Source organism: Zavarzinia aquatilis (assembly GCF_003173035.1).
GTDB lineage: Bacteria > Pseudomonadota > Alphaproteobacteria > Zavarziniales > Zavarziniaceae > Zavarzinia > Zavarzinia aquatilis.
The window spans coordinates 344,965-366,126 of the sequence record NZ_QGLE01000001.1 but is presented as its reverse complement, the minus strand read 5'-3'; the positions used below and the strand labels follow the sequence as shown (position 1 = coordinate 366,126).

Sequence of the window (21,162 nt, the reverse complement as noted above, 5' to 3'; positions counted from 1 at the left end):
GGCCACCGCTTTCGGTTCGGGGTTAGGCAGTACAAGCAGGGGGCAAACTTGCGGATGAAATTCGTCGCCATCATCGCGATGGCCAGCAACGCCATGGTCGCGCCGGCCATGGCCAAAGATTTGTTCGATATCACCATCTCCACGGAAGGCGTAACCAGCGGCGAAACCTTTGCCTCCGCCGTCGATTTTTTCGACCGGCTCGAGAACAGCGTGTTTTCGTCCTTGAGCGGTGCTTACACGGAAACGTCCGTGGCGACGGCCCGGGCCAATTTCCGTGGATTGCCCTTCGTCATCGAATATCGAGACGATACGGCGGCCTTGCACTTCACCTCCTCCGTCATCGACATCGACGAAACATTCGTCGGCGCCGACCGCGACGAGAGCGAGAATCTCTTCATCGACTATCTGCAGTCGAACGACAGCAACATTACCCAGAAAATCACCGATTACACAGTGTCCCAGACAGCGACCGACCCGGTGGCCGGCAACCCCTCGTCGCTGGTCGACAGGACCGCGGCTGCCGATTTCTCGTCGAGCACATCGGTCGGCGGAACCTTGCCGGCGACGAGCAGCGTCAACTCCGCCGTCGCCTTCGGCGCCCGTCTCGGCCGCTTTACCGTGGGCGATCAGGAAACCAGCGTCTATGATCTGCCCATTCGCTACTTCGCCAGACTGACGGACGACGGCTATGGCATCGTGTTCGACGCGCCGATCACCATCGTCTCCGTCGAAGAAGCCTATTCCTACAGCGGCTCCATCGGTCTCGGCGTTCGCCTGCCGATCCTGCCTTATTGGACGCTGACCCCCGGCGCTCGTATCGGCGCTGTCGGCTCGGCCGATCTCGGCGCCCTCGCCTATGTCTATGACGGCAGCCTGACCAGTAACGTCACCTTCGCCATCGACGAGTTCCAGTTCAGCGTCGGCAACGCCGTCACCCTGTCGCAGACCGCATCGGTCACTGTCGATGACTATGAAATCGACTATGAGGTCGCCAACACGATATTCCGCAATGGCGTCGGCGTCGTCTATCCGACCGACATCACCATTTTCGACATGCCGACGACGGCCGATATCGCCATCGTCAATACGACGATCACCGGCGACGATGTCTATATCGACCAATATACCGACATAGCCCTGTCGATCGGCCTCGCTGACGACGACGAGAATTCGCTCTATAACCTCGCCCGTTTCGGCCTGACCTATTCGTTCGGTGCACACGACTACTCTGGACTGACGGTCAATTTCGGCTATCAGTTCTGATCCGACAGCAAAACGGGGGGCATCGCCCCCCGTTCAACCGACGAAAGCCGCCCGATGAAACCGGCTTTCCACGTCTGGCCGGCAGCCCTACATCTTGCCGCGCAGCATGTTGATGATGCCCGAGAAGTCGACCCCGCCCTTGCCGGCGGCGTCGAACAGGGCATAGAGGCTGGCCGCCTGATTGCCGAGGGGGATGGCCGCGCCGGCCTTGGAGGCCGCTTCCTGCGCCAGCTTCAGATCCTTCAGCATCATCGCCGTGGCGAAGCCGGGGGCGTAATCGCGGTTGGCCGGGCTGGTCGGCACCGGGCCGGGCACCGGGCAATAGGAGGTCAGCGACCAGCACTGACCCGAGGCGGTCGAGGAAATGTCGAACAGTTTCTGCGCGTCGAGGCCCAGCTTCTCGGCGAGGGCGAAAGCCTCGCAGGTGCCGATCATCGAAATGCCCAGCAGCATGTTGTTGCAGATCTTGGCCGCCTGGCCGTTGCCCGGGCCGCCGGCATGGACGATGGTCTTGCCCATGGCCTGGAGGAAGGGCTTCGCCCGCTCGAACGCCGTGTCGGAGCCGCCGACCATGAAGGTCAAGGTGCCCGCGGCCGCGCCGCCGACACCGCCCGAGACCGGGGCATCGACCATGTCGACGCCGGCCTTGTCGGCGACGGCGATCACCTCGCGCGCGGTCGCGACGTCGATGGTCGAGCAGTCGATCAGCAGGCCGCCCTTGGCGATGCTGTCGATCACACCGCCTTCGCTGGCATAGACCGATTTCACATGGGCGCCGGCCGGTAGCATGGAAACCACAACCTCGGCCGCCTTCGCGGCTTCCGCCGGGCTCGCGGCGGCGGTGGCGCCATCGGCCACCAGAGCCTCGACCGCGGCTTTGCTCAGATCGAAGACGGCGACGGCATGGCCGGCCTTGACCAGATTGCGGGCCATCGGGCCGCCCATGTTGCCGAGACCGATGAAGGCGATTTTTGCCATTGGGGCGTTTCCTCTAGATGAATTCTGCGCGAAGGGTCTGGTCAGGGCGTCCAGTCGCCGGTGGCGAGCGGGGCGAAGGCCTGTTCGATGGCGGCGTCCGAAACCTCGGCGAGGCTCGGCGGGTTCCATTTGGGCGACTGGTCCTTGTCGACGATGACCGCGCGGACGCCCTCGTAGAAATCCTTGCCGTTCAGCACGAACTGGCCGAGGCGGAATTCCATCTTCATGTTGTCCTCGAATTCGGCGGTCGCGCCGTGCTGCAGCTGGCGCAGGGTCAGCTTCAGGCTGGTCGGGGACTTGGTGCGGATGGTCGCTGCTTGCGCCTTGGCGAAATCGCCGCCGTCGGCGTCGAGCGCGGCCAGGATGCCCTCGACCGTGTCGCCGACGAACAGCCGGTCGATATCGGGAATATGGGCGTCGATCGGCGCCGGGCCGGGGTCATTGTGCACGCTCGCCAGCACGGCGGCGACATCCTCGCCCGCCGCCAGCCGCTCGATCACGCCGGGCAGGTTGGCCGAGGCGGTGTAATGGGTCGCGATACCGGCGTGGAACGTGTCCGCCGCCTTCAGCCGCGCGCCGGTCAGGCCGAGGAAGTAACCCATGCGGCCCTTGAGGCGCGGCAGGAAGTAACCGCCGCCGACATCGGGGAACAGGCCGATGCCGGTCTCGGGCATGGCGAACAGGGTCTTTTCGGTCGCGACGCGGTAAGGCGCATGGACCGAAATGCCGACGCCGCCGCCCATGGTGATGCCGTCGATCAGCGCGACATAGGGCTTGGGATAACGCTTGATCTCGGTGTTCAGGCGATATTCGTCGCCCCAGAAGCGGGCCGCGCCGCCGTCGCCGGCCTTGCCGCTCTCGGTCAGAAACCGGATATCGCCACCGGCGCAGAACGCCTTGTCGCCCGCCGCGGTGACGACGACCGCCTTCACCGCGTCGTTGGCCGCCCATTCCGCCAGCATCTCGCGCATGGCGTCGACCATGGGCACGGTCAGCGCGTTCAGCGCCTTCGGCCGGTTGAGGGTGATCAGGCCAATGGCGCCCCGGATTTCGAACAGAACTTCCGCGTCCATGGCTCAGCGCCCCTCGATCAGCTTGCGCGCGATGATGACGCGCATGATTTCATTGGTCCCTTCGAGGATCTGGTGGACGCGCAGGTCGCGCAGATAACGCTCGATCGGGAAGTCCTTCAGGTAGCCGTAACCGCCGTGGATTTGCAGCGCGTCGTTGACGATGTTGAAACAGGCGTCGGTGGCGAAGCGCTTGCCCATGGCGCAGGCGACGGTGGCGCCCGGGTCCTTCGCGTCGAGCAGGCAGGCGCCGCGATGGACCATCAGCCGGGCGGCATCGAGATCGGTCGCCATGTCGGCCAGCTTGAACTGGATCGCCTGGAGGGCGGCCAGCGGCTTGCCGAACTGCTGGCGGTCGCGGGCATAATCGGTCGCGAGTTCGAGCGAGCGGCGCGCGCCGCCGATCGAGCAGGCAGCGATGTTGAGGCGCCCGCCGTCAAGGCCCTTCATCGCGATCTTGAAGCCGTCGCCTTCCTTGCCGACGACATTGGTCACGGGCACGCGGCAATCCTCGAAGATCACCTGGGCGGTCGGCTGGGAGTTCCAGCCGAGCTTGCGCTCCTGCGCGCCGAAGGAGAGGCCCGGCGTGCCCTTGTCGACCACCATGCAGGTGATGCCGCCGGCACCATTGTCGCCCGTCCGCACCATGCAGACATAGACGTCCGAGACGCCGCCGCCCGAGATGAAGGCCTTGGCGCCGTTGAGGACATAGTGATCGCCGTCGCGCACCGCCCGCGTCTTCAGCGAGGCGGCATCCGATCCCGCCCCCGGCTCGGTCAGGCAGTAGGAGGCGAGCTTGTCCATGGTGGTCAGCGCCGGCAGATAGGTCTGCCGCAGCTCGTCCGCGCCATAGGTGTCGATCATCCACGACGCCATGTTGTGGATCGAAATGAAGGCCGCGGTCGAGGGGCAGGCCGCCGCCAGTTCCTCGAAAATGATCGCGGCGTCGATGCGCTGCAGGCCCGAGCCGCCGACATCGTCGCGGACATAGATGCCGCCAAAGCCGAGCGCCGCCGCCTCGCGCAGGACATCGACGGGAAGATGCTTCTTCTCGTCCCATTCCGCCGCATGGGGCATCATGCGGTCTTCGGCGAAGGCGCGGGCCGTGTCGCGGAATGCGCCCTGGTCTTCGGTCAGCTCGAAATTCATGCTTCCTCCCGGTTGGGCGTGACTTTATGGCCGGGCAGGATAGTGTCAATTCCACCCCCATGCAGAACCATTGTGCGGCGACGCCATGCTTGCACCCCGCCGCGCAAGGGATTACTGCACAAGGATCGGTCCCGAAGAGTTGAGCACCATGGCCCCCCTGCCCTCGCCCGTCCCCGGTTTCCCGACCACCCGTATGCGCCGCAACCGCGCCACCGACTGGTCGCGCCGGCTGGTGCGGGAAAACCAGCTGTCGGTCGACGATCTGATCTGGCCGATCTTCATCACCGACGGGGCGGATGCCGGCAAGGAAGTCGCCTCCATGCCCGGCGTGTTCCGGCGCGATGTCGCGGGCGCGGTCGAGGCGGCGGAGGAAGCGGCCGCCCTCGGCATTCCCGCCCTTGCCCTGTTTCCGCAGACCGATGTCGCGCTGAAAGACCCGACGGGAACCTATGCCCTCGACGAGAACAATCTGGTGTGCCGCGCGGTGCGGGCGATCAAGGCGGCCAAACTGCCGCTCGGCCTTGTCTGCGATGTCGCCCTCGATCCCTATACCAGCCACGGCCATGACGGCGTGCTGCGCGACGGGCGCATCGTGAACGACGAATCGGTCGCGCTTCTGGTGCAGCAGGCGCTGACCCTCGCCGCCGCCGGGGCCGATGTCGTCGCCCCGTCCGACATGATGGACGGGCGCATCGGCGCCATCCGCGCCGCCCTCGATGACGCGGGCCATACGGATGTGCAGATCTGCGCCTATGCCGCCAAATACGCCAGCGGCTTCTACGGCCCGTTCCGCGACGCGGTCGGCTCGGCCGCCAACCTCGGCCAGGGCGACAAGCGCACCTATCAGATGGACCCGGCCAATTCGGATGAAGCCCTGCGCGAGGTCGCTCTCGACCTCGCCGAAGGCGCGGACATGGTGATGGTGAAGCCGGGAATGCCCTATCTCGACATCATCCGCCGGGTGAAGGACACATTCGGCGCGCCGACCTTCGCCTATCAGGTCTCGGGCGAATACGCGATGCTGCAGGCCGCCGCCCGCAACGGCTGGCTGGACGGCACCAAGGTGATGATGGAGAGCCTGCTGTCGTTCAAGCGCGCCGGCGCCGACGCCATCCTGACCTATTTCGCGCCGGAAGCGGCGAAACTGCTGCGGTCGTGATCAGACCAGCCTGATCGGTCCCGGATAACGCGCGATCGCCGCGTCGGCGGTCAGCAGCAGCAGCTCTTCGACCTGCGCCTGCGCAACAAGGATGCGATCGAAGGGGTCCTTGTGCAGCGGCGGCAGTCCATCGACCGCCACGGCGTGTTCGCTCGTGATCGCCAGTTCGGCGTAGCCATTGTCGATCAGGCCACGCCGCAGCAGGCGCGGATCGACGGTGAAGTCGGCCCGCCCGAGGCCGCGCTTGATCGTCACTTCCCAGAGACTGGCCGCGCTGAAGACCGGACTGTTGTTGCCGTCCTCGAGGAGGTCGACCACGGCAGGGGCGAGGCGATCCGGTGCCGATGCCGCCCACAACAGCAGATGGGTATCGAGCAGCAGCCTCATTCGCCGTCGCCGAACATCATCGCGATGGCCTCTTCGCCCATGCGATCGAAATCGTCCGGGACCTCGAACTGACCGGCAAGGAAGCCGATACGGCGTGCCTTGCCGGCGACGGGCGCATCGAGGGGAACAACCCTGACCATAGGCCGGCCAGCCTTGGCGATGATGAAGGACTCGCCCCGCGCTGCCTGTTCGACGAGGCGGGAGAGCTGCGTCTTGGCATCATGAATATTGACCATGCGCATGGCCGACCCCGCCAAACGGACTAAGTTCACTTAGTTTGGTTCAACGCCCGGCAATTTCAAGCCTGTTCTGCGTCGCCCGCGGCAAGGCGCTCAGGCCGGGTCGTCGCCGATCTCCACCACCGTGTCGGTGTAGAAGCCGTTGAAGGGGCTGGCGAGGGCGTTGGAATAGGCGCCGACCTGACCGATCTCGATCCAGTCGCCGTCGGTCACGTCGTCGGGCAGGACGAAGGGCTCGGGCAGCACATCGAGGCTGTCGCAGGTCGGCCCGAAGATGCGGAAGGGCGCGAAGTCGCGCGAACTCGGCCGGTCGCCCCGGCGGATGAGGCGAACGGGCGGCGTCAGCTTGCCGATGTTGAGTTCCGACAGGTTGCCGTAAATGCCATCGTTGATATAGAGGCTGGCGCCCTTGCGCAGATGGACCTGCACCAGAAGGGTGCAACCCTCGACGACGAGGGCGCGGCCCGGCTCGCACATCAACTCGCAGCCCTCGGGCAGGTCGAGCTTGGCCACCGCTTGCTTGATCGCCGCGAAGAAGGCGTCGAGCGGCGGGATCTGCGTGCCCCGGTAATGCGCCGGAAAACCGCCGCCGACATTGAGGAAGCGGATCGGCACCCCGGCGCGCTGCATGACCTCGCGCGCGTCGTGGATTGCCCGCGACCAGGCTTCGGGCGTGCGGCACTGGCTGCCGACATGAAAGCTGATGGCCGGGACATATCCCCGGGCGGCGACATCCTGCAGCAGGGCGACCGCCTCGTCCCTGGTCGCGCCGAATTTCAGCGACAGGTCGAAGGCGGCATAGCCAGAGGCGGTCTGCAGGCGAACCTGGACCACGTCCGGGAATTTGCCGACCTCTTCCTCGATCTTGTCGAGTTCGTCGACGGTATCGACCACCCAGGCGCCCATCTCATAGATCCGGTCGGCCGCCTCGATCGCCGCCATGCCCTTGACCGGGTGGTTGAAATAACACTCCGCCTCGGGCAGCAACTCCTTCACGAGGGCGATCTCGTTCAATGATGCCGTGTCGAAATGCCGGATGCCGGCCCGCCACAGGGACTGGATCACCAGAGGGTGCGGATTGCATTTGACGGCATAGAGCACCCGGCCGGGAAAGCCCTTCAGGAAGACGTTGGCGCTGCGCGCCAGCCGGTCGGGATGAACGCAGAGGATCGGATAAGACGGGTGAAGCGTCTCGATCACCTGGTCGACACTGGTAAACCGCCTGTAGGCCATGCCTGCCCCCGAACGAAATGCGAGCGCCATTCTGGCCTCGCACCATGTCGGAAAAATGTCGCCTCCAAACGGACGATCCGCAACGGGCGCGGCTCGTCCAATCTGCCCCGAAAGGGAGGGCAGGATGACAGGCCAGAGTGAACTCGCGGGCAAGACCGCCCTCGTCACCGGCGCGAACCGGGGCATCGGCCTCGAGACCGCGCGCGGCCTCGCCGCCCGGGGCGCGGCGGTCGTCATCGCCTGCCGCGATGCGGCCCGCGCCAGCGAGACCGTCGCGACGCTGCGAGCCGAATGCCCGGACGCGGAGCACCGGGCCGTCCCCCTAGCGCTCGACGATCTCGCCAGTGTCGGGTCTTGCGTCGATGCGCTTTATGACAGCCTCGACGGGCTCGACATCCTCGTCTGCAACGCGGGTGTGTTCGGCATCGACCATGGCCATACGGCGCAGGGCTTCGAATGGCATTTCGGCGCCAATTGCCTTGGCCATTTCGCCCTCACCCTCGATCTGCTGCCGCTGCTCGCCCGTCGGCCGGGGGCGCGCGTGGTCACCGTGACCAGCGCCATGAACCGGCGCGGCAAGCTCGATTTCGACGATCTCGACTGGCGGCGCCGGCCCTATTCCAAGTGGCAAGCCTATGCCGATTCCAAGCTGGGCAATCTGTTGCTGGCGGAAGAATTGCAGCGCCGGCTGGATGGCGCTGGCATCCCCGTCCTCAGCCTGCTGTCGCACCCCGGCTATGCCGCGACCAACAGCGCCTGGGGCGGTCGCTCGATGAAGCCGACCTTCGCCGAGACGATCATGCTCGCCCTCGGCAATGCCCTGATGGCGCAAAGCCCGGCCATGGGTGCGGCCCCCAGCATTCTCGCCGCGACCGACCCGTCGGCCTCGGGCGGCGAGCTTTATGGCCCCAGCCGCCTCGGCGGGATGCGCGGCCCGCCAGCCCGGGCGGACAAGAAGCTGAAACCAGATCCGGCGACAGCCCTGCGCCTGTGGCAGACCGCCATGACGCTGACGGCGCGAAACGGGGACTTCCTCAAGCCGACCCCGATGTGATCAAGTCCGGGGGCCGACCGAGGATTCCCCCATGACCGCCATCGTAACCCTTGCCGACATCGAAGCCGCCGCCCGCGGTCTGGCCGGCCAGATCGTCGCGACCCCCTGTGCCGAGAGCCGCACCCTCGGCGCCATCGCGGGCGCCCGCCTGTTCCTCAAGTTCGAGAACCACCAGTTCACCGCCTCGTTCAAGGATCGCGGCGCCTGCCACAAGCTGCAAAGCCTGACCGAGGCCGAGCGGAAAGCCGGCGTCATCGCCATGTCGGCCGGCAATCATGCGCAGGGCGTCGCCTATCACGCCGCCCGCCTCGGCATTCCGGCGACCATCGTCATGCCGAAGCCGACGCCCTTCGTCAAAGTGCGCCAGACCCGGGACCATGGCGCCCGCGTCATCCTCGAAGGCGATCTGCTGGCTGATGCCTTTGCCGCGGCCCTGCGCGTCGCCGCCGAGGAAGGCCTGACCCTCGTTCATCCCTTCGACGATCCCCTGATCATCGCGGGGCAAGGCACGGCGGGGCTGGAGATGCTGGCGGCAGTGCCCGATCTCGACTGCATCGTCGTGCCCATCGGCGGTGGCGGGCTGATCGCCGGCATCGCCGTCGCCGCGAAGGCGATCAACCCGGCGGTCGAGGTGATCGGGGTCGAGGCCGCGCTCTACCCCTCCATGCACAACGCCCTCAAGGGCAAGGCCGAGGTCTGTGGCGGCATGACCATCGCCGAGGGTATCGCGGTCAAGGAAGCCGGGCGCCTGACCCGCGACATCTGCCGCGACCTCGTCACCGACGTGCTGCTGGTCACCGAATCCGAGCTGGAGCGGGCCATCGGCCTCCTCCTCGCCATCGAGAAGACGGTGGTCGAAGGCGCGGGCGCCGCCGGCCTCGCCGCCGTGCTCGCGAACCCCGCGCGATTCAAGGGCAAGAAGGTCGGCCTCGTCCTCTCGGGCGGCAATATCGACCCCCGGCTGCTGGGCGAGGTCATCCGCCGCAATCTGGTGCGCGAGGGGCGGATCGCCGGCCTCCGGGTGATGATTTCCGACAGCCCGGGCACCCTCGCCCGCATCGCCAGCCTGATCGGCGAAGGCGGCGGCAATATCCTCGAGGTCTCGCACCAGCGCCTGTTCCTCGACGTTCCGGTCAAGAACGCCGACCTCGATCTGGTGATCGAGACCCGCGACGCCGATCACCTCGCCGAAATCATCGCGCGCATCGAGGCCGCGGGCTTTCCCGTGCGCAAACTGGCGACGACGGCGGTCAGCCCCTGATCGCCAGTTGGCGAGAAAGTTCCTCTCTCGTCATGTTGTAATGCCGGCGATTCATGAAGCCGCATATTTTGAGCATGGGAAATTCGGCCAGAACAGCGATATCGCCATCGGTAATATTCGTGCTCTCCACGAAGTTCAACATCTCGACTTCAGGCAGCGCACGAAGCGGCTTGAGTGTGTCTATTGCACCCAGATTATTCAAATTGACCCTTTTCAATGCAGTGGAAAGCGCCAGTTCTTTCACCGATGAAATTCCCCTGACGGTATCCAGATTGATCGACTGTAACATCGCTAGGTACTGAACTCCGTCGAGCGAGGTCAAATGTCTGCAACCGGCCAAACGTAAGCTGCTCAAATTTTTCAAACCAGAAATGCCATTCAGATTTTCGAGTTTCGAATTTAATATGGCTATAGATTCAATCTGAGAAAGATCGGAAAAATACTCAAGGGATCGTCCATCATATCCATCAATGAAGAGTTCCACGATCTCGCGACAAACTGATAGCGATGTCATTTTTGAATGCCATTGCAGCGCACAATTTCTTAATTTTGGAAAATTCGAGAAATCGACCGGAGATTTTCCATAACTTATAATTTCCAGCTCTTCCAAATTGTGCAATTCATTGACAATCGAATAATCTTCAAGCCTCAATGCAATTATATTTAAAGAATAAATATCAAGAAATTCATTCAGGAACGAACAATCCGAACCGCGCCAACCTTTACCATCGTTGATTTCGATTTCAGAGACACCTTTTTTCTTCAAAATCGGCAGATATGATTCTCTCCATCGACCGGCAATTGAAACGGCACGGCCGAATTTTCCCTTCGAGAAAACGAGATCGCTTGACACGTTCACTCCCTTTTACCGCTCTCACCCGCCCTGGTTCTTCAGCACCACCAGCCAGTCCCGGCCCGTGCCGGGCAGGCCGGGCACCACACGGCCGGCGCTGTCGAGCGGGATGCGCGAGAGCGAGACCGCCTGCAGGACATTGCCGCCGATCGCCTCGATACAGCGGCCCGAGGGGCTGAAATTGCAGGCGGTGTAGCCGACGACGATGTCGCAATGCATCGGCCGCGTGCCTTGCAGGGCGAGGTCCTGCCAGGTGGCGGGGGGCGTGCCGCTCCGCGTCGCGCAGACGAGGTCGCCGGGCGCGGGCGGCGCCAGCGCGATGCCAAGGGCGCGGAAGGCGCGGGTGCCGGGCGCCGCCGTCATCGCATCGGAAACATAATCCCAATGGGTATCGCTGTAGCGGAAGCGGCTTTCCGGCAGGCCCGCCATATGGATCACCCAGGAGGTGAAGGCAGCCGACCACGGCTCGCCGAAGGGGCTGCCGCCGACCGACTGGCGCTTGAAGGCATCGTCGTCGATGCCGCCGTCGTCGGCGACGATGTCGGAGAAGCCGGCGCTTTTCGCCGCCTGCTCCCAGTAATTCCGGTAAGGCGGCACGGCGCACCAATATTCCGCCAGCATGGGGAAGCTTTCCCGCTCCTGTTCCCAGACCGCGGGGATGCGCCCGGGCAGGGTCAGGACGGTCGCGTCCGGCCTTATGTCGATGGTGCGGGCGCCCCATTTCTGCCATTCGCCCCGGGCGATACCGACCATGGCAGCGGCGAGGCCGCCGGGCGCGAGGGCGGGCTGGCGTCCGCTGCAGGCATAGGGCACCGGAATGCCACCGGCATCGACCGTCGCCGTCACGGTCCCCGGGCGCGCCGCCACCGGTGTCCGCCCCCTCGTCCTCGGCGCGCAGGCGCCGACGATCAACGCGGCGCACAGGATCGCGGCAATGGCGGCCATCGGTTTCATCTCATCCCCCCACCCGGAATGGCGGGAAGAATGCCCCGCTAAGAGGTTTGTTAACCACCATGGCCCAGAGTGCAACAACCACCTCGCTTCGCACAGGCCCGCCGCCCCATGCTGCTGATCATCGGATTCGTCGTCGTCCTCGTGTGCGTCATCGGCGGCTATGCCCTCGCCGGCGGTCACCTCGCGGTGCTGTGGCAGCCCTATGAATTCATGATCATCTTCGGCGCCGCCACCGGCGCCTATATCATCGGCAATCCCTCGACCGTCCTCAAGAAGACCGGCGGCGCCGTCGTCTCGGCGATCAAGGGGCCGCGCTACAACAAGGCCGCCTTCCTCGAGTTGCTGTCCCTGCTCTATTCTGTATTCAAACTGGCCAAGACCAAAGGGATGCTGGCCCTCGAACAGCATGTCGAGAATCCGCACGACAGCACCCTGTTCAACCAGTTCCCGATCTTCGCCAAGGATCACCACGCGGTGACCTTTCTGTGCGACTACCTGCGCCTGATGACCCTCGGCACCGAGAATTCCTACGAGATGGAGGCGTTGATCGACATCGAGCTGGAAACCCACGCGCAGGAAGAACACGAGGTTTCCCACGCCATCCAGAACATGGCCGACGGTATGCCCGCCCTCGGCATCGTCGCCGCCGTGCTGGGCGTCATCCATACCATGGGCGCCATTACCGAGCCGCCGGAAGTGCTCGGCCATCTGATCGGCGGCGCGCTGGTCGGCACCTTCGTCGGCGTCTGGACCTCCTACGGCTTCATCGCGCCGATCTCGAACGCGATCCGGTCCACGCATGATTCGGAGATGCGCTACCTCCATTGCATCAAGTCCGGGCTGCTTGCCCATCTTCAGGGCTATCCGCCGGCGGTCTCGGTCGAATTCGCCCGCAAGGCGCTGCAGACCCATTTCCGCCCGACCTTCTACGAGGTCGAGGAAGCGACCCAGAAACTTCAGCCGGTCTGATCCGCGATGGCCACCGACAACCAGCCGACGATCATCATCAAGCGCGTGAAGAAGGTCGCCGGGGGACACCACGGCGGCGCCTGGAAAGTCGCCTATGCCGACTTCGTGACGGCGATGATGGCGTTCTTCCTGCTGCTGTGGCTGCTGAACGCGACATCGGAAGCACAGAAGCAGGGTATCGCCGATTATTTCGACCCGGTCAGCGTTTCCGAGACCACGTCCGGCGCGGGCGGCGTCATGGGCGGCCAGACCATCGCGCAGGATGGCAACCGCAATTCGGGCGGCGTCACCGCCCTGATCACCCGGATCGAGCCGGACAGTCAGACCTCCGACCAGGAGGAAAACGACGACAGCCAGCCCGTGAGCGGCCTCGCCCAGCAGGACAATGCCGACCATAGCCACCAGCCCGCCGCCGGTGGTCCGGCCAGCTCGGCCATCGACGCGCCGGCCCCCGGCGATGCCAACGCAAGGACCGAGAACCCGCGCCCCGCAGACGCCCTTGGACAGCAGACGCCGCCGCCGGGCGTCACCGCCGCCGATGCCGACATGGCCGCCCGCAACGCCGCCCTCGCCCGGGCGGAGGCGCAGCGTTTCGCCGATACGGCGACCCAACTGCGCCAGGCCCTGCAGGAACAGCCGGAGTTGCAGGCCATCGCGTCGCAGGTCCTGCTTGAGGTCACGCGCGAAGGGCTGCGCATCCAGCTGGTCGATGGTCAGAGCAAGGCGATGTTCCAGTCCGGCTCGTCGCGCATGTCAGACGAGATGGTGATCCTGCTGCGCAAGATCGCCGGCATCATCGGCCGTCTGCCGAACCGCATCGCCATCGCCGGCCATACCGATTCCGCGCCCTATCGCAGCACCACGGGCTACACCAACTGGGAACTTTCGGCGGACCGCGCCAATTCCAGCCGCCGCGTGCTGACCGAGGCGGGCGTCGCGCCGTCGCGCATCTTCCAGGTCTCGGGCCGCGCGGCGTCGGAGCCCCTCAACCCCGACAATCCGCTCGACCCCGCCAACCGGCGCATCACCATCACCCTGCTGCGCGAAAGCCCGGTGCTGCCCCCGGGCATCGCCACCGTGCCGTCGGAGCCCTGATCAGGCCCCGGCGGCGGCTTTTTCCTCGTTCATCTGACGGCGGGCGGCGGCCGTGGCCTCGACCACGGTCCTGATCTCAGGGTGCTGGGCGATGAAACGGCGGAAGTCCCGCCGGTCCAAGGTGAAGAACTGGCAATAGTCGACCGCCGTCACATCGGCCGAGCGCGGCTCGCCCGACATCAGCGCCATCTCGCCGAAATGCTCGCCCGGGCCAAGGCGGATCTTGCGGCCCGCCACCGCGACTTCCACCTGACCGGCGGCGATGAAGAACACGGTATCCGCCCGATCGCCGCGCCGGATCAGCCGCGCCCCAGGATTGGCCGTGCGGTGACGGAAAGTATGCAGCAGATCCTGCATGCCCTGCGGGTCGAGACTGGCGAACATCGGGAAGCTCTCGGCCAACTCCCGCGCCTTCAGCACCCGTTCCGCATCGCGCGCCTCGGTCCGCAGATGGGCCTTCATCAACTCACGCTCGAGCGAGCGCAGGCGGGCGGCGCCCCGGACCTCCCCTTCCTCGGGCGCAAAGCGCCGGGTCAGCCAGTCCGAGCCCAGGAAGACGAGCGGATTGAGCGTGATCGAGAACAGCGCCCCCGCCAGGATCAGATCCCGCCCTTCCGGCGGCAACAGCCCCAGGGCGATGCCGAGCCCCGCGAGAATGAAAGAGAATTCGCCGATCTGCGCGAGGCTGGACGACACCGTCAGCGCCGTCCCCAGCGGATAGCCGAGCGCCAGCACCATGGCGGCGGCGATCAGCGACTTGCCCAGCATGATGATGGCGAGCACGACCAGCACCGACAGCGGATCGCGCAGCAGCACCATGGGATCGAACAACATGCCGACCGAGACGAAGAACAGGACGGAAAAGGCATCCTGCAGCGGCATGGATTCATGCGCCGCCTTCTGGCTGAAATCGGATTCGTTCAGCACGACACCGGCGAAAAAGGCGCCAAGCGCGAAGGAGACACCGAACAGCGCCGCCGAGCCGAAGGCGATGCCAAGGGCAATGGCCAGCACAGACAGGGTGAACAGCTCGCGCGAGCCGGTACGCGCGACCTGGGCCAGCAGCCAGGGCACCACGCGCGGGCCGAGCAGCAGCGCGATGGCGACAAAGGCCGCGACCTTGCCGAGGGTGAGACCGAGGTCGAGCCAGATCGACCCGGCCGCCGCCGCGCCATGCCCGGCATCGCCCCCCTGCCCGCCCAGCGCCTCGGCGAAGGCGGGCAGCAGCACGAGCGCGAGCACCATGGCGAGGTCCTCGACGATCAGCCAGCCGACGGCGATGCGCCCGTTCACGCCATTGACGGCGTTCCGCTCTTCCAACGCCTTCAAGAGGACGACGGTACTGGCGACCGACAGACAAAGACCGAAGACGATCCCGGCGCCGAGACTCCAGCCCCAGAGATAGGCGACGCCCACGCCCATCAGGGTGGCGACGCCGATCTGGCCGATGGCGCCCGGCAGGGCGATCCAGCGCACCGCCAGCAGGTCGGCGGCGGAGAAATGCAGGCCGACCCCGAACATCAGCAGGATGACGCCAATTTCCGCGAGCTGCGCCGCAAGACCCGCGTCGGCCACGAAACCGGGCGTGAAAGGCCCGACCGCGACCCCGGCGAGCAAATATCCGATCAGCGGCGGCATGCGCAGCCGGCTGGCGCAGAAACCGAAGATGAAAGCGATCACGAAACCGATGGCCACAGTTGCAATCAATGGTGTCTCATGTGGCATCGGTATCCTTTCCTGTCCTCGGCTCTCTTGCCCCGTTTTTCGGCGCACGCGATTGTTTCAATGATGACCGCTCGAATCAATGCTTGAAGGTGCCTCGGCATGACAATTGCAGTGCAGCAGGAGGATTTCGACGTCGGGGCGGCGCTCGACGCGCTCGGCGGGGCCGGAAAATCGGGCGCCATCGCCTCCTTCGTCGGTCTCGTCCGCGGCCAAGGCGACCGGCAGGATGTCGTCGCGCTCGAACTCGAACATTATCCGGGCATGACGGAACGCGCCCTCGCCGCCATCGAGGCGGAGGCGAGACGGCGCTTCGCCCTCGACGACTGCGTGATCATTCACCGGGTTGGCCGCCTGCCGCTGGGCGCGCGCATCGTTCTCGTCGCCACCGCCTCGCCGCACAGAGCCGACGCGCTCGACGCTTGCGCCTTCCTGATCGACTGGCTGAAGACCAGGGCGCCCTTCTGGAAACGCGAGATCACCGCTGACGGTGCCGGTGCCTGGGTCGAGGCCAAGGAAAGTGACGACAGGGCGACCGCGCGCTGGGGCGACGACAGGGGTTGACTTCCCTCGTTCGGAAAATCATTATTTTCCAAATCGGGAACCCGAGCTGTCCGGCGCTTGACTCGGCCGTCCGGCGGGCGTTCTCTCCCGCGCAACCGGCATTTGACCGTTTTTACGAATGCCGAGCGTCCAATATCTAATTTCCGGAAGCCCATCGTGTCCCAAGACACCCTGACCCACCTGCAGCGCCTAGAGGCCGAGAGCATCCACATCATGCGCGAGGTGGTGGCGGAGACCGAAAATCCGGTCATGCTCTATTCGATCGGCAAGGACAGCGCGGTAATGCTGCACCTGGCGCAGAAGGCCTTCTACCCGTCGAAGCCGCCCTTCCCGCTGCTCCATGTCGATACCACGTGGAAATTCCGGGAAATGATCGCTTTCCGCGACCAGATGGCGAAGACGCTGGGCATGGACCTCCTCGTCCATATCAACCAGGAAGGCGTCGACATGGGCATCAGCCCCTTCGTCCATGGCAGCGGCCTTCACACCGACATCATGAAGACCCAGGGGTTGAAGCAGGCGCTGGACAAATACGGCTTCGACGCGGCCTTCGGCGGCGCCCGGCGCGACGAGGAAAAGTCGCGCGCGAAGGAGAGGGTGTTCTCCTTCCGCTCGGCCCAGCATCGCTGGGACCCGAAGAACCAGCGGCCGGAACTCTGGCATCTCTACAACACGCGCAAGAACAAGGGCGAGTCGATCCGCGTCTTCCCGCTGTCGAACTGGACCGAGTTGGACATCTGGCAATATATCCACCTCGAGAAGATCCCCATCGTGCCGCTCTATTTCGCCGCCGAGCGGCCGGTCGTGGAGCGTGACGGCACGCTGATCATGGTCGACGACGAGCGGATGCCCCTCCACCCCGGCGAGACGCCGATGATGAAGAAGGTCCGCTTCCGCACCCTCGGCTGCTACCCGCTGACCGGCGCCATCGAGTCCGAGGCCGACACGCTGACCGACATCATTCAGGAAATGCTGCTGACGCGGACATCCGAGCGTCAGGGCCGCATGATCGACCACGACCAGTCCGCCTCGATGGAAAAGAAGAAGCAGGAAGGTTACTTCTGATGTCCCACATCTCCGACCTGATCGCGACCGACATCGACCAGTACCTGAAGGTCCACGAGAAGAAGTCGCTGCTGCGCTTCATCACCTGCGGCTCGGTCGACGACGGCAAGTCGACCCTGATCGGCCGCCTGCTCTATGACTCGAAGATGATCTTCGAGGACCAGATGACGGCCCTCGAAAGCGATTCCAAGAAAGTCGGCACGCAAGGCGGCGACATCGACTTCGCCCTTCTCGTCGACGGCCTCGCCGCCGAGCGGGAACAGGGCATCACCATCGACGTCGCCTACCGCTTCTTCTCGACCGAGAAGCGCAAGTTCATCGTCGCCGACACCCCGGGCCACGAACAGTATACCCGCAACATGATCACCGGCGCCTCGACCGCCGATGTCGCGGTGATCCTGATCGACGCCCGCAAGGGCGTGCTGACCCAGACCCGGCGCCATTCCTATCTCGTCTCGCTGATCGGCATCCGCAAGGTCGTGCTCGCCATCAACAAGATGGACCTCGTCGATTACGACAAGGCGGTGTTCGAGCGCATCCTCGAGGATTACAGGGCCTTCGCCGCCCGCATCGGCCTGACCGACATCACGGCCATTCCGCTGTCCGCGCTCAAGGGCGTGAACATGCTGGAAGAGGCGGCGGAAACGCCCTGGTATCACGGCCCCAGCCTGATGGGCTATCTCGAGACCGTCGACGTCGAGGACGCGGCGCGCCAGGCCCCCTTCCGCCTGCCCGTGCAATGGGTGAACCGGCCCAACCTCGATTTCCGGGGCTTCTCCGGCCAGATCGCCTCGGGCGAAATCCGTCCGGGCGATGCTATCCGCGTCCAGCCCTCGGGCAAGACCAGCACCGTCGCCCGCATCGTCACCCACGATGGCGACTTGCCCGTCGCCGTCGCCGGCCAGTCGGTCACCCTGACCCTCGCCGATGAAATCGACATCTCGCGCGGCGATGTCATCTCGCGCACCGACAGCCCGGCCCATGTCGCCGACCAGTTCGAGGCGACCCTCGTCTGGATGAGCGACGCGGCCATGCTGCCCGGCCGGCCCTATCTCCTCAAGATCGGCGCGACCACCGTTTCCGCCTCGGTGACCGAGCCGAAATACAAGGTGAACGTCAACACGCTGGAACATCTCGCGGCGAAGAAACTGGACCTGAACGAGATCGGCATCGTCAATGTCGCGACCGACCGGCCCATCGCCTTCGATCCCTACGCCGAGAACCACGATACCGGCGGTTTCGTCATGATCGACCGGATCAGCAATGCGACGGTTGGCGCCGGGATGCTGCATTTCGCCCTGCGCCGGTCCGAGAACGTGCATTGGCAGGCGGTCGACGTCGCCAAGGACCAGCGCGCCGAACTCAAGGGCCAGAAGCCGGCGATCCTGTGGTTCACCGGCCTTTCCGGCGCCGGCAAGTCCACGATCGCCAACATGGTCGAGAAGAAGCTCTATGCCCTCGGCCGGCATACCTATCTGCTCGACGGCGACAATGTCCGCCATGGCCTGAACAAGGACCTCGGCTTCACCGATGCCGACCGGGTGGAAAATATCCGCCGCGTCGCGGAAGTCTCGAAGCTGATGGTCGATGCCGGGCTGATCGTCATGGTCTCCTTCATCTCGCCCTTCCGGTCGGAGCGGCGCATGGCGCGGGAGCTGGTGAAGCAGGGCGAATTCTTCGAGGTCTTCGTCGACACGCCGCTGGCGGTCGCCGAGGAGCGCGACGTGAAGGGTCTCTACAAGAAGGCCCGGCGCGGCGAGATCAAGAATTTCACCGGCATCGACAGCCCCTACGAGGCGCCGGAACACGCCGAAATCCACCTCGCCGCGGCCGACCTCTCGGTCGAGGCGGCGGCGGACCAGATCATCGGGCGCCTGCGCGAAGCCGGCGTGATCTGACCCACACCCTCGTCACCCCGGCGAAAGCCGGGGTCTCCCTCCGGGGAAGCGCCTTTATTGGCCCAAGATGCCGGCCTTCGCCGGCATGACGACCAGGGGAAACGCCGCCTCAGTCAGGCCAATGCCGCCGCCATCCGTTCAAGGTAGGCGGCAAGCGGCGCGAGGCCGGCGGCGTGACGCTTCAGCGGATTGTCGATCGGCGGATCGAGAATGCTGGAGAGGAAGGCATAGAGCGTGGCATCGACCGCCGTCGGGCGCCCGGCGACGGCAAAACCGTCTGCCGTGATCGCGCCCGCGATGGCATCGAGATCGGCAATGCCGAGGGCATAGATGTCGGCCGGCGCGTGACGCCCGTAACCCTGCGCCTTTAGGGTCTTTCCGATGCCGCGCCGGATCAGGTGCGGCACGGTATGGCGGATGCCGGGCGGCATCGCGCCAAAGAAGGCGGGGCGCGCCGCCGACCAGCCCGCCTCGTCGATCCAGCGCGCGTACAGCAGCACGAAATAGAGGCTTTCCTCGATGGTCCGGCGCAGCAGATGCGCCCGGGCCCGCTGCGTCTCGTCCAGCCCGGCGTCGAGGTCGATGCCATGGACGGACTTCATGTGGGCGATGATCGTCGCGCTGTCGGCGATGCGCGTGCCCTGATCGGTGATGAAGGGGAGTTTGCCCTTGGGGGCGAGGAAGGGCAGCGTTTCCACCGCCCTGTAGTCCACCCTGGCGAGGCGGAAAAAGGTTTCGAGCTTCAGGCAGAACGGGCTGGGGTTGATGCCCCAGGCCGGCGGAAACTGATGCAGGTCGATCATGGCCCACCTCCCCTGTCGCCGGCATGGTGCCACGACAGGGGAGACGGTGTCATGACGTTGTCAGCCGCGCGCCCGCTGCGGCCGGCGCTCGCCCTGCGGGCGGCCGGCGCCCGGGCGGGCCTGCTTCTGGCCCTGAGGCTGGCCCTGGGGACGACCGCCGCCGGGACGCTGACCCCGGTTCTGCTGCGGACGGCGCTGCTGCTGGGCCGGCGCGGCCTCAGCCGGGGCATTCGGATTGGCCCGGCGGTCGATGACCGGCAGCTTCTGGCGCGTCACCTTCTCGATATCGCGAAGATAGGGAACTTCGTCCCGGTCGCAGAAGGAAATGGCGACACCTTCATTGCCGGCGCGCGCGGTGCGGCCGATGCGGTGGACATATTGCTCCGGCACATTCGGCAGCTCGAAATTGACGACATGGGAAATGCCGTCGATGTCGATGCCGCGCGCCGCGATGTCGGTCGCGACGAGGACGCGGACCTTGCCCGACTTGAAGCCGTCGAGGGCACGCTCGCGCTGGCCCTGGCTCTTGTTGCCATGGATCGCGGCGGCCGACATGCCGTAGGTTTCCAGATGTTCCGCCACCTTGTCCGCGCCGCGCTTGGTGCGGGTGAAGACGATGGGACGGGTGACGTCCTTGCCCGAGAGGACTTCGAGCAGAAGGCCGCGCTTGCCGCCGCCTTCGATCAGATAGACCTGCTGGGTCACGCGCTCGGCGGTGGTGGCGACCGGGGTCACCTCGACCTTCACCGGATCGCGCAGCATCTCGCCCGCGAGGGTAGCGATTTCCTTCGGCATGGTGGCCGAGAAGAACAGGCTCTGCCGGCGCATGGCGAGCTTGCTGATGATCTTGCGGATCGGCACGACGAAGCCGAGGTCGAGCATGTGATCGGCCTCGTCCAGCACCACGACCTCGGTATGGTCGAGGCGGCAGTGACCGCTCTCGACATGGTCGAGCAGACGGCCCGGGGTCGCGACCAGCACGTCCAGCCCGCGCGACAGGGCGCGGATCTGCCCGCCGTGCGGCACGCCGCCGACGACGACGGCGACGCTGATCTTGGCGAAGCGGCCATAGGCGCGGAAGCTGTCGGCGATCTGCGCCGCGAGTTCGCGCGTCGGCGCCATCACGAGAACGCGGGCGGTCTTCGGCTGCAGGCGCACCGGATTGGCCAGCAGGCGGTTCAGGATGGGCAGGGCGAAGGCCGCGGTCTTGCCGGTGCCGGTCTGGGCGATACCCAGGATATCCCGCCCTTCGAGCAGCGCAGGAATGGCGCGCGCCTGAATCGGGGTCGGGGTCTCGTAACCCTCTTCCTTGAGGGCGCGGAGGAGAGGCTCGGCCAGGCCGAGGTCCGTAAATTGAGTCACAGACACACTTTCATGTGAAGCCGGCCGCGCCCCGCGCCCCTGTGGCGCCGGACACGAATGTCGGCAGGTCCTGACAACGGCCCC

The 21,162-nt window shown here is 65.4% G+C and carries 20 protein-coding genes; 9 read left to right on the top strand and 11 right to left on the bottom strand.

Annotated features, from left to right (window positions below; genetic code table 11):
• The first annotated feature begins 54 nt into the window (after positions 1 to 54).
• Positions 55 to 1,263: a hypothetical protein gene (locus tag DKG74_RS01795; protein ID WP_109901978.1), complete on the top strand. Its 1,209-nt coding sequence runs from the start codon at positions 55 to 57 to the stop codon at positions 1,261 to 1,263.
• A gap of 87 nt (positions 1,264 to 1,350) precedes the next feature.
• Here the strand turns inward: DKG74_RS01795 and mmsB are convergent, their stop codons facing one another.
• From mmsB to DKG74_RS01780, 3 genes are read right to left on the bottom strand one after another with little or no spacing between them, the layout of a single operon-like run.
• Positions 1,351 to 2,241, bottom strand: a complete 891-nt coding sequence (mmsB, locus tag DKG74_RS01790; RefSeq protein ID WP_109901976.1) for a 3-hydroxyisobutyrate dehydrogenase — start codon at positions 2,239 to 2,241, stop codon at positions 1,351 to 1,353.
• 41 nt (positions 2,242 to 2,282) lie between these two features.
• Positions 2,283 to 3,314 (bottom strand): enoyl-CoA hydratase/isomerase family protein, encoded by a 1,032-nt coding sequence (locus DKG74_RS01785; RefSeq protein WP_109901974.1) that lies wholly within the window; start codon positions 3,312 to 3,314, stop codon positions 2,283 to 2,285.
• A 3-nt stretch (positions 3,315 to 3,317) separates the two neighbouring features.
• Positions 3,318 to 4,460, bottom strand: coding sequence for an isobutyryl-CoA dehydrogenase (locus DKG74_RS01780; RefSeq protein WP_109901972.1), 1,143 nt, complete (start codon positions 4,458 to 4,460; stop codon positions 3,318 to 3,320).
• Between the two features lie 148 nt (positions 4,461 to 4,608).
• Here DKG74_RS01780 and hemB point away from each other — a divergent pair, with 148 nt between their 5' ends.
• Positions 4,609 to 5,619 (top strand): porphobilinogen synthase, encoded by a 1,011-nt coding sequence (gene hemB / locus DKG74_RS01775; RefSeq protein WP_109901970.1) that lies wholly within the window; start codon positions 4,609 to 4,611, stop codon positions 5,617 to 5,619.
• On the opposite strand, the gene DKG74_RS01770 is transcribed toward hemB, so the two are convergent.
• The 3 genes from DKG74_RS01770 to DKG74_RS01760 all read right to left on the bottom strand — a co-directional run bounded on the left by DKG74_RS01770 (position 5,620) and on the right by DKG74_RS01760 (position 7,478).
• Positions 5,620 to 6,006, bottom strand: a complete 387-nt coding sequence (locus tag DKG74_RS01770) for a type II toxin-antitoxin system VapC family toxin (protein WP_109901968.1) — start codon at positions 6,004 to 6,006, stop codon at positions 5,620 to 5,622.
• Complete coding sequence (locus tag DKG74_RS01765; RefSeq protein ID WP_109901966.1) at positions 6,003 to 6,248, bottom strand: type II toxin-antitoxin system Phd/YefM family antitoxin; 246 nt, start codon at positions 6,246 to 6,248, stop codon at positions 6,003 to 6,005. The genes DKG74_RS01770 and DKG74_RS01765 overlap by 4 nt, the downstream gene beginning before the upstream one ends.
• A 90-nt stretch (positions 6,249 to 6,338) precedes the next feature.
• Entirely contained in the window at positions 6,339 to 7,478 is a 1,140-nt protein-coding gene (locus DKG74_RS01760) for a type III PLP-dependent enzyme (RefSeq protein ID WP_165837481.1), read from the bottom strand.
• 124 nt (positions 7,479 to 7,602) lie between these two features.
• Between DKG74_RS01760 and DKG74_RS01755 the strand changes: the two genes are divergently transcribed.
• Both DKG74_RS01755 and DKG74_RS01750 read left to right on the top strand, forming a co-directional pair.
• Complete coding sequence (locus DKG74_RS01755) at positions 7,603 to 8,532, top strand: SDR family NAD(P)-dependent oxidoreductase (protein WP_165837480.1); 930 nt, start codon at positions 7,603 to 7,605, stop codon at positions 8,530 to 8,532.
• Positions 8,533 to 8,563: 31 nt separating this feature from the next.
• Entirely contained in the window at positions 8,564 to 9,793 is a 1,230-nt protein-coding gene (locus tag DKG74_RS01750; RefSeq protein WP_109901962.1) for a threonine ammonia-lyase, read from the top strand.
• Here DKG74_RS01750 and DKG74_RS21405 read toward each other — a convergent pair.
• A complete protein-coding gene (locus DKG74_RS21405) occupies positions 9,783 to 10,646 on the bottom strand; it encodes a leucine-rich repeat domain-containing protein (protein WP_133251467.1) in 864 nt (287 codons plus the stop codon). The two genes, DKG74_RS01750 and DKG74_RS21405, sit on opposite strands and share 11 nt — an antisense overlap.
• 21 nt (positions 10,647 to 10,667) lie before the next feature.
• Positions 10,668 to 11,600 (bottom strand): DUF2272 domain-containing protein, encoded by a 933-nt coding sequence (locus DKG74_RS01740; RefSeq protein WP_109901958.1) that lies wholly within the window; start codon positions 11,598 to 11,600, stop codon positions 10,668 to 10,670.
• A 108-nt stretch (positions 11,601 to 11,708) separates the two neighbouring features.
• Between DKG74_RS01740 and motA the strand changes: the two genes are divergently transcribed.
• Together motA and DKG74_RS01730 are read left to right on the top strand one after the other, a co-directional pair.
• A complete protein-coding gene (motA, locus tag DKG74_RS01735) occupies positions 11,709 to 12,569 on the top strand; it encodes a flagellar motor stator protein MotA (RefSeq protein WP_109901956.1) in 861 nt (286 codons plus the stop codon).
• A gap of 6 nt (positions 12,570 to 12,575) precedes the next feature.
• Positions 12,576 to 13,664 (top strand): flagellar motor protein MotB, encoded by a 1,089-nt coding sequence (locus DKG74_RS01730; protein ID WP_109901954.1) that lies wholly within the window; start codon positions 12,576 to 12,578, stop codon positions 13,662 to 13,664.
• On the opposite strand, the gene DKG74_RS01725 is transcribed toward DKG74_RS01730, so the two are convergent.
• Positions 13,665 to 15,389, bottom strand: a complete 1,725-nt coding sequence (locus tag DKG74_RS01725) for a cation:proton antiporter domain-containing protein (RefSeq protein ID WP_109901952.1) — start codon at positions 15,387 to 15,389, stop codon at positions 13,665 to 13,667.
• A gap of 99 nt (positions 15,390 to 15,488) precedes the next feature.
• On the opposite strand from DKG74_RS01725, the gene DKG74_RS01720 reads away from it, so the two are divergent.
• The 3 genes from DKG74_RS01720 to cysN all read left to right on the top strand — a co-directional run bounded on the left by DKG74_RS01720 (position 15,489) and on the right by cysN (position 18,913).
• Positions 15,489 to 15,950 carry a molybdenum cofactor biosynthesis protein MoaE gene (locus DKG74_RS01720; RefSeq protein ID WP_109901950.1) on the top strand — a complete coding sequence of 154 codons (462 nt, stop codon included), beginning with the start codon at positions 15,489 to 15,491 and terminating at the stop codon, positions 15,948 to 15,950.
• Between the two features lie 132 nt (positions 15,951 to 16,082).
• Positions 16,083 to 17,015, top strand: coding sequence for a sulfate adenylyltransferase subunit CysD (gene cysD / locus DKG74_RS01715; protein ID WP_109902625.1), 933 nt, complete (start codon positions 16,083 to 16,085; stop codon positions 17,013 to 17,015).
• Positions 17,015 to 18,913 carry a sulfate adenylyltransferase subunit CysN gene (gene cysN / locus DKG74_RS01710; RefSeq protein ID WP_109901948.1) on the top strand — a complete coding sequence of 633 codons (1,899 nt, stop codon included), beginning with the start codon at positions 17,015 to 17,017 and terminating at the stop codon, positions 18,911 to 18,913. The genes cysD and cysN overlap by 1 nt, the downstream gene beginning before the upstream one ends.
• Positions 18,914 to 19,026: 113 nt before the next feature.
• On the opposite strand, the gene DKG74_RS01705 is transcribed toward cysN, so the two are convergent.
• The gene (locus DKG74_RS01705) at positions 19,027 to 19,716 is read right to left on the bottom strand and encodes a glutathione S-transferase family protein (RefSeq protein WP_109901946.1); all 690 of its coding nucleotides are present in this window, start codon (positions 19,714 to 19,716) and stop codon (positions 19,027 to 19,029) included.
• A gap of 60 nt (positions 19,717 to 19,776) precedes the next feature.
• On the bottom strand, positions 19,777 to 21,078 hold the full coding sequence (locus DKG74_RS01700; protein WP_109901944.1) for a DEAD/DEAH box helicase: 1,302 nt from the start codon (positions 21,076 to 21,078) through the stop codon (positions 19,777 to 19,779).
• Positions 21,079 to 21,162 lie beyond the last annotated feature (84 nt).

Bases quoted from the DNA above. Each gene is read 5' to 3' on its own strand.
- DKG74_RS01795 (WP_109901978.1), top strand. From the start codon at position 55: ATGAAATTCGTCGCCATCATCGCGATGGCCAGCAACGCCATGGTCGCG.
- mmsB (WP_109901976.1), bottom strand. From the start codon at position 2,241: ATGGCAAAAATCGCCTTCATCGGTCTCGGCAACATGGGCGGCCCGATG.
- DKG74_RS01785 (WP_109901974.1), bottom strand. From the start codon at position 3,314: ATGGACGCGGAAGTTCTGTTCGAAATCCGGGGCGCCATTGGCCTGATC.
- DKG74_RS01780 (WP_109901972.1), bottom strand. From the start codon at position 4,460: ATGAATTTCGAGCTGACCGAAGACCAGGGCGCATTCCGCGACACGGCC.
- hemB (WP_109901970.1), top strand. From the start codon at position 4,609: ATGGCCCCCCTGCCCTCGCCCGTCCCCGGTTTCCCGACCACCCGTATG.
- DKG74_RS01770 (WP_109901968.1), bottom strand. From the start codon at position 6,006: ATGAGGCTGCTGCTCGATACCCATCTGCTGTTGTGGGCGGCATCGGCA.
- DKG74_RS01765 (WP_109901966.1), bottom strand. From the start codon at position 6,248: ATGCGCATGGTCAATATTCATGATGCCAAGACGCAGCTCTCCCGCCTC.
- DKG74_RS01760 (WP_165837481.1), bottom strand. From the start codon at position 7,478: ATGGCCTACAGGCGGTTTACCAGTGTCGACCAGGTGATCGAGACGCTT.
- DKG74_RS01755 (WP_165837480.1), top strand. From the start codon at position 7,603: ATGACAGGCCAGAGTGAACTCGCGGGCAAGACCGCCCTCGTCACCGGC.
- DKG74_RS01750 (WP_109901962.1), top strand. From the start codon at position 8,564: ATGACCGCCATCGTAACCCTTGCCGACATCGAAGCCGCCGCCCGCGGT.
- DKG74_RS01740 (WP_109901958.1), bottom strand. From the start codon at position 11,600: ATGAAACCGATGGCCGCCATTGCCGCGATCCTGTGCGCCGCGTTGATC.
- motA (WP_109901956.1), top strand. From the start codon at position 11,709: ATGCTGCTGATCATCGGATTCGTCGTCGTCCTCGTGTGCGTCATCGGC.
- DKG74_RS01730 (WP_109901954.1), top strand. From the start codon at position 12,576: ATGGCCACCGACAACCAGCCGACGATCATCATCAAGCGCGTGAAGAAG.
- DKG74_RS01725 (WP_109901952.1), bottom strand. From the start codon at position 15,389: ATGCCACATGAGACACCATTGATTGCAACTGTGGCCATCGGTTTCGTG.
- DKG74_RS01720 (WP_109901950.1), top strand. From the start codon at position 15,489: ATGACAATTGCAGTGCAGCAGGAGGATTTCGACGTCGGGGCGGCGCTC.
- cysN (WP_109901948.1), top strand. From the start codon at position 17,015: ATGTCCCACATCTCCGACCTGATCGCGACCGACATCGACCAGTACCTG.
- DKG74_RS01705 (WP_109901946.1), bottom strand. From the start codon at position 19,716: ATGATCGACCTGCATCAGTTTCCGCCGGCCTGGGGCATCAACCCCAGC.